The sequence below is a fragment of the Streptomyces sp. NPDC058157 genome (genome assembly GCF_042884105.1).
Classification (GTDB): Bacteria; Actinomycetota; Actinomycetes; order Streptomycetales; family Streptomycetaceae; genus Streptomyces.
The window spans coordinates 1-16,654 of the sequence record NZ_JBHVUQ010000163.1; the positions used below are offsets into that span (position 1 = coordinate 1).

Below are 16,654 nucleotides of genomic sequence, written 5' to 3' on the forward strand. Positions count from 1 at the left end.
GGGCGGGGCTGCGCGTCGGGCTGGTCGCCGCGCTCGTCGTGGTCGCCGTCGGCGGCGCCGTGACCGTGACCACCCTGCTCTCGCACTCGACGGGGAGCAAGGGGCAGGTCGCCGTACCGGGCGACCGCACCACCCGGTCCGACGGGCTGATCACGTCCGCCCCGCAGTCCCCGTCGGCCCCGGCGTCCCCCACGGCGGGGGCGGCCCCGACGGCCACGACCACGGTGACCGCGCCGGCGCCGCGGCCCGCACGGACCGCCACCGGCGCGCTCCCTCCGGCCGGGTACCGGTTCGTGTCGGACCCGGACGGCTTCGGCCTGGCCGTGCCCCAGGGCTTCCACCGCACCACCGACGACCAGCGCGTCTTCTACGTCTCCGCGGACAGCGCCTTCCGGATCGGCATCAAGGTGAAGCCCGCGTCGCCGGGCGGACCGCTCGCCGCGATGCGGCAGTCCGACGCGGACGGCCCGTCCAACAACCCCGGCTACCGCGAGAACACGATCGTCCCCACGACGCACAACGGACTGCCCGCGGCCCTGTGGGAGTTCACGTGGAACGGCTACACCGCCGCCGAGGGGCCACGGCACACCTACGACCTCTGCTGGGACCAGGACGGCCGGATGTACGACGTGTGGGTGTCCGCCCCCGTCGGCCGCCTCGCCCAGGCCCGGGGCTACTTCGACACGGCCCTGGACTCCTTCGTCCCCGGAGGCTGACCCGCCCGTCAGCCGGTGCCCAGGACCACCAGCCCCTCCTGGGCCGGGAGGCTGCCCGGGGCCAGCGGGCCCAGGGTCTGCGGCAGCGCCAGGCGTGGGCCGTCGCCCTCCGGGTCGGTGCCGAACAGGTACGCCGCCCCGGAGGCGGAGTCGCTGACCAGGTGCGGGCCGGCGGCCGGCGCCGCGAACCGGGTCAGCGGGGTCCGGAACAGCCGGCCCAGGTGGCGCAGGGTCTCCGGGGCCGGGGCGGCGTCCGGGGCGGGCGGGGCCTGCGCCGGGGCGTCCGGCGGGATGGCGCCCGACAGCAGCAGCGCCAGCAGCACCGGCACCGCCTTGCGGCGCAGGGCCCGCGTGGCCTCGTGCAGGCGGTGGGCGTGGGCGGCGGGCAGGGAGAGGGCCAGGCTGCCGGCGGCGCCGCCCGTGGCGATGGGCACCGCCGAGCAGACGACCCCGGGGGAGTACTCGCGCAGGTCGAAGACCGGGGCCCCGGGGGCCACCGAGTCGAGGGCGCTGAACAGGACCCGGCTGTCGGTGATGGTGTGCGGGGTGAGCCGGGCCGGGCGGTGGCGGGCCACGTGGTCGGCCCGGACCTCGTGGTCGAGCTGGGTCAGCAGGCACTTGCCGACCGCGCTGGCGTGCGCGGCGGCCTTGAAGTCCACCCACTCCCGTACCGGCGGGGCCCCCGGCCCGTCCGCCATCTGGGTGATCCTGACCTCGCCCTCCGCGTACCGGCTGAGGTAGACGGCGGCGCCCGCGCTGTCGCGCGCCAGCGCCAGGGTGCGCTGGAGCTGCCCCGCCAGACCGCCGCCGCCCGGGGCCGCGAGCCGGTCCAGGGCCGGGCCGGGCGCGTACACCCCGGCGCCGGGGCGGTACGCGTACTCCTCCTCGCACAGCATCGACAGCAGCGGCCGCAGCGCCGCCTCCGTCAGCCCGGCCCCCCGCGCGAGCTGCCCGGCGCGCACCCCCAGCGGGTGCCGCTCCAGGACCCGGACGACGTCCAGCGCGCGGCGCGCCTGCGCCAGGGCCCCGCCGGTGTCGGACCGCACCGCCGTCCCCCGGGCGGCCGCGGTCAGCGCGGGGTGGCGCAGCGGGCCCGCGGCGGGGCGTGGCCGGCGCACCGGGAGCGCGGGCGGCGCCAGGAACGCGGCCAGCACCCCGGGAAGCTCCGGCCCGGGCAGCGGCACCGGGCCCAGATCGGGATCGTCGCACTGGACGACGTACCGCAGGACGGCCGCCTGCGCGCACAGCCGGACCTCGCGCAGCTCCCGGCGGCCCCCGGGCCGGAAGCCGCGGCGGCACAGCTCGCGGGCCCAGAGGCGGGCGTCGTGGTGCTCCCCGCGCCGGGAGTGGTCCAGGAACAGGCAGTACGCGGCGGGGGCGGTGCGGGCGCTGCCCGAGCCGGCGGCGAACTGCCACCAGAACCGGGCGCCCTCGCGCAGCCCCGCCAGGTGCAGCAGGCAGCCGAAGACGAGCGCTCCGGGCAGGTCGGAGTGGCCGCCGTCCTCGTCCACGAAGCGGTCGAGGTCGCTGCGCGCGTGCGGATCGCAGACCACGGCCAGGCAGGCGGCCTTCAGGTCCCGGCGGGCCCGCTCGGAGTCCAGCGGGCGGTCCCGGGCCGGGTCGGCCCAGCCGAAGGGTCGCCGCCGGTTGCGGCCGGCCGGGGCGGCCGGGGCGCCCGAGGCGCGGGGGATGCGCAGCAGGCGGGCCTCGGCGGCGCCGAGGTCGTAGTGCGGGTAGCGGTCGCGCACGCCCGCGCGCAGCAGGAACTCGGACAGGGGGCGCCGGCCCGCGGCGCGGCTCCCGTCCGTCCCGTCCGCCCCGGTGCGGTCGTCGTCGGCGGCGGTCATGATTCGGGGGCGGCGTCGAGCAGCCGCGCGAGGCGCCGGTGGGCCTGGCCGAGCTGCGAGCGGACGGTGGCCTCGTCGACGCCCATCACGGCGGCGGCCTCGCCCGGGGTGCACCGGAGCCCGTAACGCAGCATCACGGTGTCCCGCTGGCGCTCGGCGAGGCGGGAGACGGCCTGGTAGAAGCGGATGGTGTCGGTCAGTACCTCGTACTGGTCGGGATGGGCCTCCTTGAGGGCCGCCTCGAAGGCGCTGATGTCCATCGGCTCGGGCCGGCGCAGCCGGGGGTCGCGACGCCGCTGCCAGTCGACGATGCGCTGTTTCAGCACGGTCCAGGCGTAGGCGTCGAGGCGGTCCATGTGCAGCATGCGGAGCCATTCGTGCATGATCGAGTCGAAGGTGGCGTCCACCGCGTCCTCGGCGTCCGCGTCGGAGCCGAGCTGGAGGTACGCGAAGCGCATGTACGCGGGCCGCCGGTTGCTGTGGAAGGCCCAGTACGACAGGCGCGCGGTCGGGTTCCACTGGCTCATGGGCGTCGGCTGCCGCCGCCGGCTGGGCAGTCCCACGGCCCCGCCGGACTCCTCCGGTCCGCCATCGTTCACCGTTCCCCACCTCATCCCCTGGTGCCGGTCCATGAGAGCACCACCGGCGCACTCGGGGGGCGTGGATGAGGAAGCTGAAGGGATTACGTCGGGCGGTGACCGGTTGGTGAGCGTTCCCGATCACGCGGAGGGCCGGTCGGTACGTACGCATATGCCGAGGCGCATGCCGGGCCCCGGCGTCCGCCCTCCGGATACCGGTCGGGGTCCGCGCCCGCGGTTCGATACGATGAACCGCCTCACCATGCGTATGCGGCAGGGCACGCCCACGGCAGGTCCGAGGGGGGCCGCCGCCGCATGGATCCGTAGAAATGAACTGAAATGGAGCATCCGAGGATGGCTCGACACCTGATCACCAGCGCGCTTCCCTACATCAACGGGATCAAGCACCTGGGCAACATGGTCGGGTCGATGCTTCCGGCGGATGTGTACTCCCGGTACCTCCGCCAGCGCGGCCACGACGTCCTGTACATCTGCGCCACCGACGAGCACGGCACCCCTGCCGAACTCGCCGCCAAGGAGGCCGGGATCTCGGTCGCCGAGTTCTGCGCGCAGGCCCACGACGCCCAGAAGGCGGTCTACGACGGCTTCGAGCTGTCCTTCGACCACTTCGGCCGCAGCTCCTCCGCGCAGAACGCCGAGATCACCCAGCACTTCGCGCGGCAGCTCCAGGCGAACGGCTTCATCGAGGAGCGCGCGATCCGGCAGGTGTACTCGCCCGCCGACGGCCGCTTCCTGCCGGACCGCTACGTCGAGGGCACCTGCCCGCACTGCGGCTACGACAAGGCCCGCGGCGACCAGTGCGAGAACTGCACCCGCGTCCTCGACCCCACGGACCTGATCGAGCCCCGCTCGGCCATCTCCGGCTCCACCGAGCTGGAGGTCCGCGAGACCAAGCACCTCTTCCTCCTCCAGTCCAAGCTCCAGCACGAGGTCGAGGCCTGGGTCGCGCGCCACGAGGAGGAGTGGCCGCAGCTGGCGTCCTCCATCGCCCGCAAGTGGCTGACCGAGGGCCTGCACGACCGCGCCATCACCCGCGACCTCGACTGGGGCGTCCCGGTCCCGGCCGACACCTGGCCCGAACTGGCCGCCGAGGGCAAGGTCTTCTACGTCTGGTTCGACGCGCCGATCGAGTACATCGCCTCCACCAAGGAGTGGGCCGACGCCGACCCGGCGAACCGCGACCACAAGGCCTGGTGGTTCGAGGCCGAGGACGTCCGCTACACCCAGTTCATGGCCAAGGACAACGTCCCGTTCCACACGGTGATGTTCCCGGCCACCGAGCTCGGCACCCGCGAGCCCTGGAAGATGGTCGACTACGTCAAGGCCTTCAACTGGCTGACGTACTACGGCGGCAAGTTCTCCACCTCGCAGAAGCGCGGCGTCTTCACCGACCAGGCGCTGGAGATCCTCCCGGCCGACTTCTGGCGCTACTTCCTGATCGCCAACGCCCCCGAGTCCGACGACTCCTCGTTCACCTGGGAGCACTTCGCGGCCACGGTCAACAAGGACCTCGGCGGCACCCTCGGCAACTTCGTCAACCGCGTCCTGACCTTCTCCCGCAAGAAGTTCGGCGACGAGGTCCCGGCCGGCAGCCCGGCCGGCGAGGCCGAGGCGAAGCTGGGCGAGCAGATCGCCGAGCTGCTCGCCGAGTACGAGGGCCACATGGAGACCCTCCAGTACCGCAAGGCCGCCGCCGCCCTGCGCGCCCTGTGGTCCGCGGGCAACGCCTACCTGGACGAGAAGGCCCCCTGGCTGGAGGTCAAGACCGACCTGGAGGCCGCCGCGCTGACCCTGCGCACCGCGATGAACCTCATCCACCTCTACTCGGTGGTCTCCGAGCCGTTCATCCCGGCCTCGGCGCGCGCCATGCGCACCGCGTTCGACCTGCCCGGCGACACCGCGACCTGGGTGACCCCGGAGCAGGCGAAGGCGCTGGACGCGGTCCCCGCCGGGACCCCGTTCACCGTGCCGCCGGTGCTGTTCGCCCGGGTCACCGAGGAGGACCTGGAGTCCTACCGCGAGCGCTTCGGCGGCTCCCCGGAGGCCTGAGTCCCCGCCCGAACCCCGCCCGAAGGGCGCGACCCCGTCCGGGGCCGCGCCCTTCGGCGCGTCCGGCCGGACGCCCGGGGTAGGGGAAACCCCACCGTGAAAGCTCCGCCCAGGCGTGCAGACCCGGCCGGGGCCGCGCGGCTGGAATGGGTCCATGACCCCTTCCCCTACCGTCCGGTGGACCGCCGGCTGGCTGCTGGCCGCCGTGTGGGCCCTGTCCTTCCCGCTGTTCTCCACCCTGGCCCCGCACCGGCTGTGGGGCTGGTGCGCGGCCGCCGGATACCTCGCCGCCGCCGCGGCCACCGCCCTCGGCCGGCGCCGGGAGGCGCTCGGCGCGGCCCTGCTGGGCGCCGTCGCCGTCCCCCTCCTGTACCTGGTCCTGACCGGGCAGGGGCAGTCCGAGGTCGGCGTGATCGAACGCTCCGGGCGGCTCCTCCTCGACACCGGGAAGACGTACGTCGACCACCCCGCCGGGGTCGGGGAGTACACCCCCTACCTCCCGGCCATGTCCCTCCTCGGCGTCCCCCGCGCCCTGCTCGGCGGCGCCTTCGGCGGGGGCGGGGGAGGGGCGGTCCGACTGCTGGGCGACGCCCGCATCTGGTGCGCCGCCGCCCTGTTCGGCGGCATGTGGGCCGGCCGCCGCCTCCTCGGCGCGGCCCCTTCGCCCCTGCTCCCGCTGCTGGTGGCTTCGCCGGTGGTGGCACTTCCGCTGGCGGTGAGCGGGGTGGACCTGCCGCTGGCGGGCCTGTGCTGCCTCGCCCTCGCGGCGGCCGCCTCGGGCCGCCCCGCCCTGGCCGGGGCGGCGCTGGGGGCGGCGTGCGCCCTGAAGTGGACCGCGCTGCCCGCGGTGGCGGTGGCGGCGGCCCTCCTCGGAGCCCGCGGCGGCGCCCGGGCGGCGCTCCGCTGCGCGGGGGCGGCGGGGGCGGTCACGGCCGCCCTGGTGCTGCCGGGCGCCCTGCTCCAGCCGGCGGAGCTGTGGCGGCAGGTGTTCGCCTTCCCGACGGGCCGCGCGGAGGTGGCGACCCCGGCGGGCAGCCCGCTGCCGGGGCACCTGCTGGCGGGGCTCGGGCCGTGGGGCTGGTACCTGACGGTGGGCCTGCTGGCGCTGGGCGGGCTGGGGGTGGCCCTCTCGCTGTGGGTGCGCCCGCCGCGCACGGTGGTGGCCGCGGCGGACCGGCTCGCGCTGGGGCTGACCCTGGCCTTCCTGCTGGCCCCGGCGGGCCGGTTCGGCTACCTGGCGCTGCCGGTGCTGCTGGTGGCGTGGGCCCGCTCGGCCGCCCCGGCGGGGGCCGCGCCCTCGCGGGTGGTGGCCCGGTCGGGGGCGCGGGGTCAGGGCGCGGTGGCGGCCTCGTAGCGGTCCACGTTCCGGCCGACCGCTTCCTGGAGCGGCCCCAGCCGGTCGGCCAGCCGCCGGAGGTCGGCGTCCCGGCCGTCGGACCACTGCCCGAGCCCGACGACCGCGACCCGGCCGGCGCCCGTGAAGGACTGCACGCGTCCGGTCCCGGGCCCCGGGAGGGGCAGGCCGGACGCGGCCGACGGGACCGGCACGCCGACCTGGTGGTCCTCGTAGGCCGTCGTCAGCCCGGTCACCACCCTCAGCGTGTCCTGGGGGTCCGCCAGGGTGAAGACGGCGAGGCCGAACCGGTTGTCCTCGGCGTCCTGGTAGAGGGCGACCTGCTCGCCGACGCAGCCCTTGCCCTCGGTGATCATCGCGGCGAGGCGCGGGCCGACGGAGTCCGGTTCGGTGCAGGAGCCCAGCACCTTCGCGTCGACCCGGGTGAAGGCGGAGCCGGAGCCGTCCGCGACCTCGGCCGGGAACACCTCGGCCAGCGGGACCATCGGCCGGCCCGCGGCCGGAGCGGCCGGGGCCGCCGGGGCGGGGGTCGCGGTGGCGGCGGGGGTCCGCCTCGGCCTGGCGGTCACGCGCTCCTCGTCGGCGGGGTCCGACATCTCCAGCGTGACCAGGGCCAGGAGGCCCATCAGCAGGAACAGGCCGAGGACGAGCGGCCACGTCCGGCTGCGCCCCGTGGCGGCGGACTCGTGGATCGAGGCACCGCGGACGAAGTCCTCGTCGAGGACCACGTTCCACTCGTCCTCGTCCGGTCCGTCCGGTCCGTCCGGTCCCGGTCCGCCGGGCGCGGGGGGCATCGCATCGTTCTTCGCCACCCTGCGACCCTAGTAGCCGTCCCGCCGGTCTGAACACCCGCAGGTCAGGCCCGCGCGCCGGGCGGGACGGGCGGCGGGAGGTCAGTCCGCGGCGCTCCGTCCGCCCGTGCGGCGCAGGTGGGCGAGGACGGCCAGGACGCGGCGGTTGCCCTCGGTGGGGTCCAGGTCCAGTTTCGTGAAGATGCTGCCCGCATGCTTGACCACGGAGGCTTCGGTGACGAACAGCCGTGCCGCCAGGGCCTGGTTGTTGAGCCCCTCCGCCATCAGGGCCAGCACCTCGCGTTCGCGCGGGGTGAGCCGGTCGAGGGGGTCGTCCGCCGGCCGGGACGCCAGCAGGACGCGGACCACCTCGGGGTCGATGACGGTCTGCCCCTCGTGCACCCGCCGCAGGGCGTCGAGGAACTCCTCGACCTCACCGACCCGGTCCTTGAGCAGGTAGCCCAGCCCGGCCGCCGGACCGCCGGTGAACAGCTGCGTGGCGTAGGCGGTGGCCACGTACTGCGACAGCACCAGGACCGGCAGCGAGGGGTCGGCGGAGCGCAGGGCGAGCGCGGCCCGCAGCCCCTCGTCGCGCAGCCCGGGCGGCATCCGCACGTCCGTCACCACCACGTCGGGCCGCTCGGCCTCCACCGCCCGCAGCAGGGCGGGGGCGTCGCCGACGGCGGCGAGGACCCGGTGGCCGCCGAGGGTCAGCAGCTCCGTCAGGCCCGCGCGCAGCAGGACGGAGTCCTCGGCCAGGATCACCCGGAGCACGGCACCTCCACCCGCAGCCGTGTCGGCCCGCCGACCGGACTGCTCACCGTCAGCCTTCCCCGCAACATCGCCACCCTGTCCGCGAGCCCCGCCAGGCCCGCCCCCGCGCCGGGATCGGCCCCGCCGCGGCCGTCGTCCGTGACGGTGAGGGTGAGCCGGCCGTCCTCGACCCTACCGGCGACGCGGACCCGCGAGGCCCCGCTGTGCTTGGCCGCGTTGGCGAGGGCCTCGGTGACGGTGAAGTACGCGGTGACCTCGACCGTCTCGGGCAGCCGGGGCACCTCCAGGTCCACCGTGACCGGCACCGGATGGCGCAGCGCGACCTCGGCGACGGCCGCGGCCAGCCCGTGGTCGGTCAGCACCTGGGGGTGCATCCCCCGTACGAGGTCCCGCAGTTGGGCCAGGGCCAGCTTGGCCTCGTCGCGCCCCCGGCGCACCAGGGCGGCGGCCCCGTCGGCGCCGGGGGTCCCCCGCAGCTCCAGCTCGGCGAGGCCCAGCGTCATGCTGAGGGCGACGAGTTGCTGCTGGGCCCCGTCGTGCAGGTCCCGTTCGATGCGGCGCCGCTCCGCCTCGAAGGCCTCCACCAGCCGGACCCGGGAGCGGGTCAGCTCCAGGACCCGGGCGTCCTCCTCGCGCGGCCCGAGCAGCAGCCGGGCCGTCCGCACCTGCACCCCGGTCACCAGCGCGGCGGCGTACGCGGCGAGGGCCAGTCCGGCGAGGCCGACGGCGGTGCCGCCGAGGGCCTCCAGGGGGCCGGCCACCGCTTCGCCGGGTATCAGCATCACCGGCTCCGGGGCGAGCGCCCACACGATCACGGGGGAGGCCACGAGCATCAGCGAGAGGGCCACCAGGGCCAGCACCCCGAACCCGGCCGCCCCGAAGACCAGCCCGAACAGCACGGCGTACCCGAACTCCCGCCAGGTGGCCCGCTCCCGCAGCCGCGTCCGCAGCCAGGCCCCCGCTCCGGCGCCGGCGAGCGAGGTGTGCGGATCCGCGACGGGTTCCGGTTCGACCCACCGCAGCCGCCGCCGCTCCAGCTCCCCGAGGGGCACCGCCCCGGCCAGGGCCCCGGCCAGCAGCACCAGCCCGATCCCGGCGACCGCCAGCAGCACCCCGAGGCCGAGGAGCAGCGCCAGCACGCACAGCACCCCGTACCCGAGCGCGAACCCGCTGCCGAGGTACGCCCAGCACCGCCAGGGCCACCAGGACCCGAGGAACCGCAGCGGCCGCCGCAGCGACCGCCAGACCGCGACGGGCGGTTCGAAGGACGCGGGCGGGGGCGGGGGCGGGGCGGTGGATCCGGGCACGGGGACCAGCCTAGGCGACCGGCACCCGTGCCCGACGGGCCGTCACATGGCCGCGCCCAGCGCCACGAACCCGCAGATCAGCACCAGCAGCACGGCGAGCAGCGGCCAGACGAAGCGCAGGTAGGTGTCGTAGCCGACCTTCGCGAGGGCGACGCCGCCGATCGTGACGGCCGTCGTCGGGACCCAGAGGTTCATCCAGCCGCTGGCCGCCTGCCAGGCGGTCACCACCACCGCCCGGGAGACCCCCGCGAAGTCGGCCAGCGGGGCGAGGATGGGCATGGCCAGGGTCGCGTGGCCGGAGGTGGAGGGGATCAGGAAGGCCAGCGGCAGGTTGACCAGGAAGACGATCACCGCGAAGAGTCCGGAGGAGGTCCCCTTCACCGCGCCCTCAATGGAGTGGAGGACGGTGTCGGTGATCCGCGCGTTGTTCATGATCACGGTGACCCCGCGCGCCAGCATGATCACCAGGGCCGGGGAGACGAAGTCGGCGGCGCCCCGGATGATCGTCGAGCTGAGCCTCGCCTCGCCCATCCGCGCCACCAGCCCCACCAGCACCGCCGCGCACAGGAACAGCGCCGACAGCTGCGGGAAGGACCAGCCCAGCTCCCAGGCGTACGGGGTGGCGTCCGCCTTCCCGGTCAGCGCGCTCGACCACGGCACCACCGAGAAGATCATGAAGGCGAAGACCAGGACGAGCAGCACCAGCACCGCCTGGTGCAGCCGCGTCAGCCGCGGCTCCGCGTCCGCGTCGGCCTCCGCCTTGCGGTCCAGGTCGCCGGGGAGGAACCCGCACAGGGACCGGTCCGGGTCGCGCTGGACGCGCCGCGCGTAGCGGATGACGTAGAGGACGGTGACGGCGGTGAGCACCACCCACATGGCGAAGCGCAGCACGATGCCGTCGCCCAGCGAGATCCCGGCCGCCGAGGAGGCCACGCCGGTGGCGAAGGGGTTGACGGTGGAGCAGAGCACGCCGATGCCGGCGCCCAGGATCGAGGCGCCGACCGCCACCAGCCGGTCGTAGCCGAGCGCCAGCATCATCGGCACCAGCAGCCCGTAGAAGCCGAGCGTCTCCTCGGCGAAGCCCTCGACGGTGCCGAGGACGGAGAAGACCACCATCACCGCGGCGATCAGCAGGGCCCCGCGCTCGCGCAGCCGGTGCGCGAGGCGGGCGATGCCCCGGTCGAGGGCGCCCGTTTCGAAGACGACGGTGATGAACGCGCCGATGGCCAGGACGAACAGGAACACCCCGGCACTGCCGTACAGGGCGCCCGTCAGGCTCGGGCCGACCTCGTGGGTGGCGGGGTCCTGGATGCCGTAGAGCCCGTTGACGGGGGCCAGGAAGAGGTCGTCCAGGCGGTCGGTGAGGCTCCGGCCGCCCTCCACCCGGTGGTAGGTGCCGGCGAGCGGGGCGCCGTCGGCGTTCCGGTCGTACCGGCCCGCCGGGATCAGGAAGGCCAGCAGCCAGATCGCGACCGTGACCAGGGCCAGGATGGTCAGGGCACTGGGGAAGCGCAGGCCCCGGGCGGGGGCCGCGCCCTCCTGTTCCGGGGCGCCGGCCGGGGGCGCCGTCACCGGTGCGCTCCCGCCGGACCCCGCCCGCCGTCTGCCACCTGCGCCACCGTCCCTCGGCCGAGCCGCGAACCCGTTCCTCCGAGCATGGGCCGGGGCGGCGGCGGGTGCGGAGCCGGAGTGGTCCGTCAGGGTGAGCGGAGCCGGGCGGCGCGGGCCGCACGCGTCACCGGAGGGGCCCGAAGTCACCCCTCGGACAAGGATCTTGACCCGTCCGGCGCGTGTCGAACCGGGCCCTTGATCGTTTCTTCAGCCGTAACCCTCGTGTCGGCTGCCGAATCGGAGGACCGCGGTGACGGCTTGGCAGTACTACGCCGGGGCGGGCATGGTGGCCGCGCTCTGCCCGCTGCACGGCCACGTGGCGGTCGCCGGCGACGGTCACGGCAGTGGGGCCCGGGTCGACATCTGCGTCCCGGCCGGGCGGCCCGCACGGCCGGCCATGCCCCCGCCGCCCGTGGCCCGGCCGGGCGGCCCGGCCGTGGTCCCGCCCGCCGTACGGGTACGGGTGCCCGGCGCCGAACGGCCCGCCGTGCGCCACCCCGGCGAGGCGCCGGGCCTGCCCGGGACCCCGGAACCCGGGCCCCCGGCCCCGGACGGCTTCGCGCAGCCGGCCCCTGCTCCGCCGGCGTCGCCGCCGGGCGCGCAGGCGGCGCCGGCCGCAGCTTCCGGTCCGGCCGGGCCCGGGGCCGCCGCGCCGGCGCACGCCTTCCACGTGCGCCCGTACCGCTCCGTGGCCCTGGAGCGGCGCGGCCCGAACGGACTGAGCACCGTGATGCTGATGGTGGTCGTCACCACCCCGGCCGTGCTCGCCGCCGCCGCGCTGCGCCCCCGCTCCAAGAGCCGCGGCGCGGCCTCCTGAGACACCGCCGCACCGCGGCTCCGAGCGGCTCCGAACCGCCGGCACACCGACGCATCCACGAACGGGAGACCCCTCGTGTCCGAATGGCTGGTCCTGGCCATCGCCATGGCGCTCGTCTGCGCCCTCGTCCTCGCCATGACCGCGATCCGGCACCGCCGGGTCGCGGACGACGAGGACACCAGCGAAACCCCCGACGTCATCGAGTACATGACGATGATGGTCGGCGTGGTCTACGCGATCGTCCTGGGCCTCGCCATCGCGGGGGTCTGGGAGGCGCGCGGCGCCGCCGAGGACAGCGTGCGCCGCGAGGCCCAGTCGCTGTACGAGGTGACCCAGCGGGCCGACGTCTACCCGGCGCCCGTCCGCGACCGGATCCGCGGCGAGGTGGACGCGTACGTCTCGCACACCGTCAACGTCGACTGGCCGCGCCTGGTCGCCGGCCAGGGGGCCTCCCCCGAGGGCGCCCAGCTGCTCGGCAAGCTGCGCACCGACGTCACCCACCAGAGCCCCGCCAACGAGCTCCAGGCGCAGGCCTACCAGCCGCTGCTCGACCAGATCGCGGCCGCCGACGACGCCCGGCACTCGCGCACGCAGAGCGACGAGTCCACCCTGCCGGGCGTGGTCTGGTTCGGGCTGCTGGTGGGCGGTGTCGTCACCATCGGGCTGATCTTCACCCTGCAGATCCGGCGCTCGGGCCGCGAACTGCTGCTGGCGGGTCTCTTCAGCGCCCTGATCGTGTTCCTGCTGTTCATGGTGTGGAGCTTCGACGCCCCCTACGGGCGGGACGGCACCGACTCCGCGGGCGCCTTCCAGGACCTGTTCCCGGCCCTGTCGGTGACGGCGTCCCGCTGAGGTACCCCTGGGGGGTGTCTGGTGGCCCCCGGCTCCGCGCCCCGGCCCCGGCGGGCTCAGCCCGCCGGGGCCGCCTGCCGCCGGGCGGCGGCCACCAGCGGCGAGTGCCGCAGCGCGTGCGAGATCCGGACGAGGTCGCGCGGCCCGTCGGCGGTGACGAGCACCCGGTCCGCGTCCGCTTCCTCCTCCTCGGTCCCGGCCACCGCCCGCGGGTCGGCGGCGCAGACCAGCACGGCGGCCGCCACCATCGCCGCGTCCGCGACCGCGCGGGCCGTCTCCTCGTCCGCCCCGGCCAGCACGGCCCGTGCGTAGGCGGTGTCGCGGTGGCGCCGGTCGAAGCAGGGGCCCAGCCTCAGGAACCCGTCGTGGATGTCGGACTCCCGCTGGATCACCCGGATCTCGGCCGGGGACCACCAGGACATCCGCACCCCCGGCGTGTCGGCCGGGGCGGTGCTCTGCACCTCGTGCCACAGCGCGCCCAGGTGCCGGTAGGTGCTCCAGGTCCGCCAGCTGTCGGACACCCGCTGGTAGAGCAGGGGCAGCACGAAGCCCACCGAGCTGACCAGCGCGCCGGCGGAGGCCAGCGGCGGGGCGACGAACGTGCTCAGGAAGTCCAGGTCGTGGCCGACCCAGCGGGCGGCGACCGCCGACATCTTCGCGGCGTCGTAGGCCAGGCTGATGGCGTAGCCCGAGACGATGATCAGCAGCCCGGCCCGGAGCCAGCCGCAGACCTGGAGGGACCAGCGCCAGCACATCGAGACCATCATCATCACGGCCACGTTGTGCGCCAGCAGGTAGGAGGCGATCATCAGCCGGATGTAGGGGGTGTTCGCGTAGTACGTGTCGAAGTCGCGCAGCCGCTCGACGGGGGCCGACCCGAGGGCGAACAGGACGACGATGGCGGTGATGACCACGGAGTAGCCGGCGATCCAGCGCATCGAGGTGTGCCGGATCTCCTCGGCCGGGCCGCCGCGCCAGTTGAACACCAGGACCAGGCAGGAGGCGCTGAAGGCCGTCATCAGGCAGTAGACGAGGGGGGCGGAGAAGTTGGGGACCCCCGTCCACCGGTTGACGGCCTCGATGGTGGGCGGGGCGGCGAAGGTGAAGACCGCGCCGGCGAGGAGGAGCAGGAAGCAGACCGACCGCAGGAGCGGATCGCGCCAGTTGGTGCGCAGGGCCGGCAGCTTGCAGACGAGGGAGATCGCCATCGCCGCCGCCGGGATGTAGTAGTCCGGTCCTTTCAACGGTCGTTCCTGTGCCCCCGGTAGCCGAGGGAGGTCTCGATCCGTCCCGCCAGCTCGTCCCGCCGGCCGGCCGGGCGCCCGCCGGAGGACCCGGCCAGCCAGGTGCGGCATCTGCTGCCGAGGAGGAGGCCGAAGGTCTCGGCCTCGGTCTCCTCCCGGACGTCGGCGCGGGTGCGCGCGGCGACGCTGCGGACCGTCTCGCCGAGGTCGGCCCCGTCGGTCAGCAGCCGGGCCGCGACGGCGGCGCCGTCGACGTGGTGGCTGCAGTGGCCGGCCTTCATGTGCCACAGCTCGTGGCCCAGGATCACCAGCTGGTGGTCCGGTGCGGTGCGCTCCTCGATCACGACCAGGTCCCGGTCCGCCATGTCGAGCCACAGGCCGCTCGCGGTCCCCTGCGGGAACGCCGCCATCCGGAACTGCACCGGGCGGCCCCGGTGCCTGCTCATGCCGTCGCAGAGGGCGGTGTAGAGGTCCACGGGTTCCACGGGGCCGGCCAGCTTGATGCCGGACACCAGCTCCGCGCACAATCGCCGCTGCGCTCTGCCTATGCTCACCGTTCTCCCCGTCGACGCGGATCCGGATCAGGACTCAAGGATCAGATCCAGACTTTCGACTGGGTCATGATTCGTTCGGTTTGACGCTTTCGAGAAGCATGTCCAGCCATTCGGTCACCTTGTCCCGGTGCTTGTCACTGGGCAGTTGGGCGGCGCGCCAGGCGATGCCCCGGACCCCGTGGTTCTGCAGGAGCCGGGCGAGCGGGTCGCCGGCCGCGGCGGCCTCGGCCGGTACGGGCTGCCGTTCGCGTCCCGCGAAGTCCTGGAGGAGCTGCTGCTCGGTGCGCTGGAGGGCGTCGGTGAGGGCGTCGGAGTCATGGGCGGTGAGGAAGCCCGCGTGTACCCCGAAGAAGCGCTGGATGGCGTCGCAGTGCTCCATGGTGGGCCGCCGGTCGCCGTTGATGAGGGCGCCGGCCTGCTGGCGCGACATCCCGGCGCCGTCCGCGATCTCCTGCTGGGTGTAGCGGCGGCCGTTCGGTTTCACCCGGGTGCGCCGGAGCAGGTCGAGGCGCTGGAGGAAGCGCGCCTGGAGGTCGGGTTCGCCGGCCCGCCTGCCGTCCAGGAGGGACCTGATCACGTCCGTGGGGACCCCGGAGGCCTCCGAGAGGCGGCGGAGGTCGAAAACCTGGTTCGGGTCGCGGCCCATTTTGTTCGCCAGCTCGGCGACCCGCGTGACGGTTGCCGCCAGGGGCGCGTTGGCCACCGCGACGGGAGCCGGGAAGCCGTCTGTCACCAGTGGTTCTCCTAGATCGCGCGAGGTCAGTGGGCACGTGGTCGGCCTCAGGGAATCTATCCGGTTTGTTTTGGGAGAGCCATAACTTGCCACAGCTGTGGCGCGAATGAGCTGTCGCCAGGCTGGAATTGCCACAATAGTTGACACTCGAATGAAGTCGGTAGCAGGATCGCCACACGGAAATGAAGATCCAGACCGTTGAGGAGGGGGAGCTCTCGGTGCCACATCTCGCAGCGGTGGGCCCGTCTGATGGCCTCGTCCGAGCCGGTGAGGAGCGCCTGACGGGCGACGAGTCCGCCCGTGGCGCAGTGCGGTCGGAGCGGCGCAAGGAGATTTTGCGCCAACGCCGCGAAGAACTGGGCCTGAGCCAGGAAGACCTCGCGGCGCGCCTGCGTATCAGCGTACGCGCGTACGGGAACTGGGAACGCGGCCTGGTCAAGGAATGGACGGACCGCAAACTCCTCGCCCTGGCCGAGGCCTTGGAGATGAGCGAGCGGCAGTGCTTCTGGCTGTTCCGGATCATGGTCGACCGGGACCCGCCGCCCACCTGGCGCGCGGCCGAGGAGAACCGGCTGCCCCAGGACCCGGCCCAGCGCGACTACCTGGTCGACTACGCGGCCCTGATGGAGGCCGTGCCCTACCCGAGCTTCCTGGTGGACCACCGCTGGGACGTGGCCCTCACCAACTCGGCCTTCGACCGCCTCTTCCAGACGGTGAGACCGCACCCCACGGCCCTGCCGGACGACAACTTCCTGCGCTTCGTGCTGTTCCACCCGGACGCCGCGGCCGTGCTGGAGGACCACGAACCGGCCTGGTGCGTACCGCTGCTGGCCCAGTTCGCCACCGCGCTGGCGGCCGCCCCGGACGACGAGGGGCTGCGCAGCATCCGCCAGGAGGTGGCCCGTGACCCGTTCATGGAGGCGGCCTACCGCTACGGCGTCCCGCACTGGCTGACCACGCACGGGCAGGAGGCCGCCGAACTGGACGGCGCGGTGCGCACGGTGCGCCACCCCGACCCGGGCTGGGGCCTGGTGCGCTGCCGGATGGTGGCCGAAACCAGCCGGATGCTCGACGGCATGGGGCTCACCCGGATCACCCTGGTGCTCTCCGCCCCGCAGGGCCTGCCGGCCGGGCCGGCGCGCGGCGGCGCCGGGTTCCCGCAGCAGCAGGGGGCCCGCCTGCGGGCGGTTCCGACGCTGGGGGAGTGAACCGGCGGGATCCGGTGAAGCTCCGGCCCGCCACGGCCGGGGGCCGAGCATCGCGTGCGAGCATCGGATGCCACGATCGGCGACATCGAGTGGATGTCGCCGATCGTGGCATTCGCGCCGTCGTCCGGGGCGTCCGGGGCGTCCGCCCCGGGCCGTGGCGGCGACGGGTACCTCGAAAGGCCGGAAGGACGGTAGGGG

Annotated in this window: 13 protein-coding genes and 2 pseudogenes; 6 read left to right on the plus strand and 9 right to left on the minus strand. The window is 74.7% G+C overall.

The genetic code is table 11. The features are described 5' to 3' along the window. Positions 1-716: pseudogene (locus ACFVXK_RS29630) on the plus strand (serine/threonine protein kinase); the annotation flags it as partial. Positions 717-1,018: 302 nt separating this feature from the next. On the opposite strand, the pseudogene ACFVXK_RS29635 reads toward ACFVXK_RS29630, so the two are convergent. After that, positions 1,019-1,762, minus strand: a pseudogene (locus ACFVXK_RS29635) (IclR family transcriptional regulator C-terminal domain-containing protein); the annotation flags it as partial. Positions 1,763-2,559: 797 nt separating this feature from the next. Next, positions 2,560-3,162 carry a sigma-70 family RNA polymerase sigma factor gene (locus ACFVXK_RS29640; protein WP_389617371.1) on the minus strand — a complete coding sequence of 201 codons (603 nt, stop codon included), beginning with the start codon at positions 3,160-3,162 and terminating at the stop codon, positions 2,560-2,562. A 333-nt stretch (positions 3,163-3,495) separates the two neighbouring features. Between ACFVXK_RS29640 and metG the strand changes: the two genes are divergently transcribed. Continuing rightward, the gene (metG, locus tag ACFVXK_RS29645) at positions 3,496-5,211 is read left to right on the plus strand and encodes a methionine--tRNA ligase (protein ID WP_389617374.1); all 1,716 of its coding nucleotides are present in this window, start codon (positions 3,496-3,498) and stop codon (positions 5,209-5,211) included. A gap of 154 nt (positions 5,212-5,365) precedes the next feature. Beyond that, positions 5,366-6,565: a glycosyltransferase 87 family protein gene (locus ACFVXK_RS29650; RefSeq protein WP_389617377.1), complete on the plus strand. Its 1,200-nt coding sequence runs from the start codon at positions 5,366-5,368 to the stop codon at positions 6,563-6,565. Here the strand turns inward: ACFVXK_RS29650 and ACFVXK_RS29655 are convergent. From ACFVXK_RS29655 to ACFVXK_RS29670, 4 genes are all read right to left on the minus strand, one after another. Continuing rightward, positions 6,541-7,377 carry a hypothetical protein gene (locus ACFVXK_RS29655; RefSeq protein WP_389617380.1) on the minus strand — a complete coding sequence of 279 codons (837 nt, stop codon included), beginning with the start codon at positions 7,375-7,377 and terminating at the stop codon, positions 6,541-6,543. The genes ACFVXK_RS29650 and ACFVXK_RS29655 overlap by 25 nt on opposite strands. 81 nt (positions 7,378-7,458) lie before the next feature. After that, positions 7,459-8,130 (minus strand): response regulator, encoded by a 672-nt coding sequence (locus ACFVXK_RS29660; protein WP_389617383.1) that lies wholly within the window; start codon positions 8,128-8,130, stop codon positions 7,459-7,461. Beyond that, positions 8,118-9,437, minus strand: a complete 1,320-nt coding sequence (locus ACFVXK_RS29665) for a sensor histidine kinase (RefSeq protein ID WP_389617386.1) — start codon at positions 9,435-9,437, stop codon at positions 8,118-8,120. The genes ACFVXK_RS29660 and ACFVXK_RS29665 overlap by 13 nt, the downstream gene beginning before the upstream one ends. Positions 9,438-9,479: 42 nt before the next feature. Further along, positions 9,480-11,009, minus strand: coding sequence for a YfcC family protein (locus ACFVXK_RS29670; RefSeq protein ID WP_389617388.1), 1,530 nt, complete (start codon positions 11,007-11,009; stop codon positions 9,480-9,482). Positions 11,010-11,298: 289 nt separating this feature from the next. On the opposite strand from ACFVXK_RS29670, the gene ACFVXK_RS29675 reads away from it, so the two are divergent. Together ACFVXK_RS29675 and ACFVXK_RS29680 are read left to right on the plus strand one after the other, a co-directional pair. Beyond that, a complete protein-coding gene (locus ACFVXK_RS29675; protein WP_389617391.1) occupies positions 11,299-11,865 on the plus strand; it encodes a hypothetical protein in 567 nt (188 codons plus the stop codon). Between the two features lie 75 nt (positions 11,866-11,940). After that, positions 11,941-12,717, plus strand: coding sequence for a hypothetical protein (locus tag ACFVXK_RS29680; RefSeq protein WP_389617393.1), 777 nt, complete (start codon positions 11,941-11,943; stop codon positions 12,715-12,717). Positions 12,718-12,773: 56 nt separating this feature from the next. On the opposite strand, the gene ACFVXK_RS29685 is transcribed toward ACFVXK_RS29680, so the two are convergent. The 3 genes from ACFVXK_RS29685 to ACFVXK_RS29695 all read right to left on the minus strand — a co-directional run bounded on the left by ACFVXK_RS29685 (position 12,774) and on the right by ACFVXK_RS29695 (position 15,248). After that, complete coding sequence (locus tag ACFVXK_RS29685; protein ID WP_389617396.1) at positions 12,774-13,961, minus strand: MAB_1171c family putative transporter; 1,188 nt, start codon at positions 13,959-13,961, stop codon at positions 12,774-12,776. Continuing rightward, on the minus strand, positions 13,958-14,515 hold the full coding sequence (locus ACFVXK_RS29690) for a toxin-antitoxin system, toxin component (protein ID WP_358897049.1): 558 nt from the start codon (positions 14,513-14,515) through the stop codon (positions 13,958-13,960). Before ACFVXK_RS29690 ends, ACFVXK_RS29685 begins: the two co-directional genes overlap by 4 nt. Positions 14,516-14,579: 64 nt before the next feature. Then, the gene (locus ACFVXK_RS29695; RefSeq protein ID WP_389617399.1) at positions 14,580-15,248 is read right to left on the minus strand and encodes a helix-turn-helix domain-containing protein; all 669 of its coding nucleotides are present in this window, start codon (positions 15,246-15,248) and stop codon (positions 14,580-14,582) included. 335 nt (positions 15,249-15,583) lie between these two features. Between ACFVXK_RS29695 and ACFVXK_RS29700 the strand changes: the two genes are divergently transcribed. Beyond that, entirely contained in the window at positions 15,584-16,456 is an 873-nt protein-coding gene (locus ACFVXK_RS29700; RefSeq protein ID WP_389617402.1) for a helix-turn-helix domain-containing protein, read from the plus strand. The last annotated feature ends 198 nt before the right edge of the window (positions 16,457-16,654 follow it).

Excerpts from the sequence above, each read along its gene's own strand:
- metG (WP_389617374.1), top strand. The coding sequence starts at position 3,496 with ATGGCTCGACACCTGATCACCAGCGCGCTTCCCTACATCAACGGGATC.
- ACFVXK_RS29650 (WP_389617377.1), top strand. The coding sequence starts at position 5,366 with ATGACCCCTTCCCCTACCGTCCGGTGGACCGCCGGCTGGCTGCTGGCC.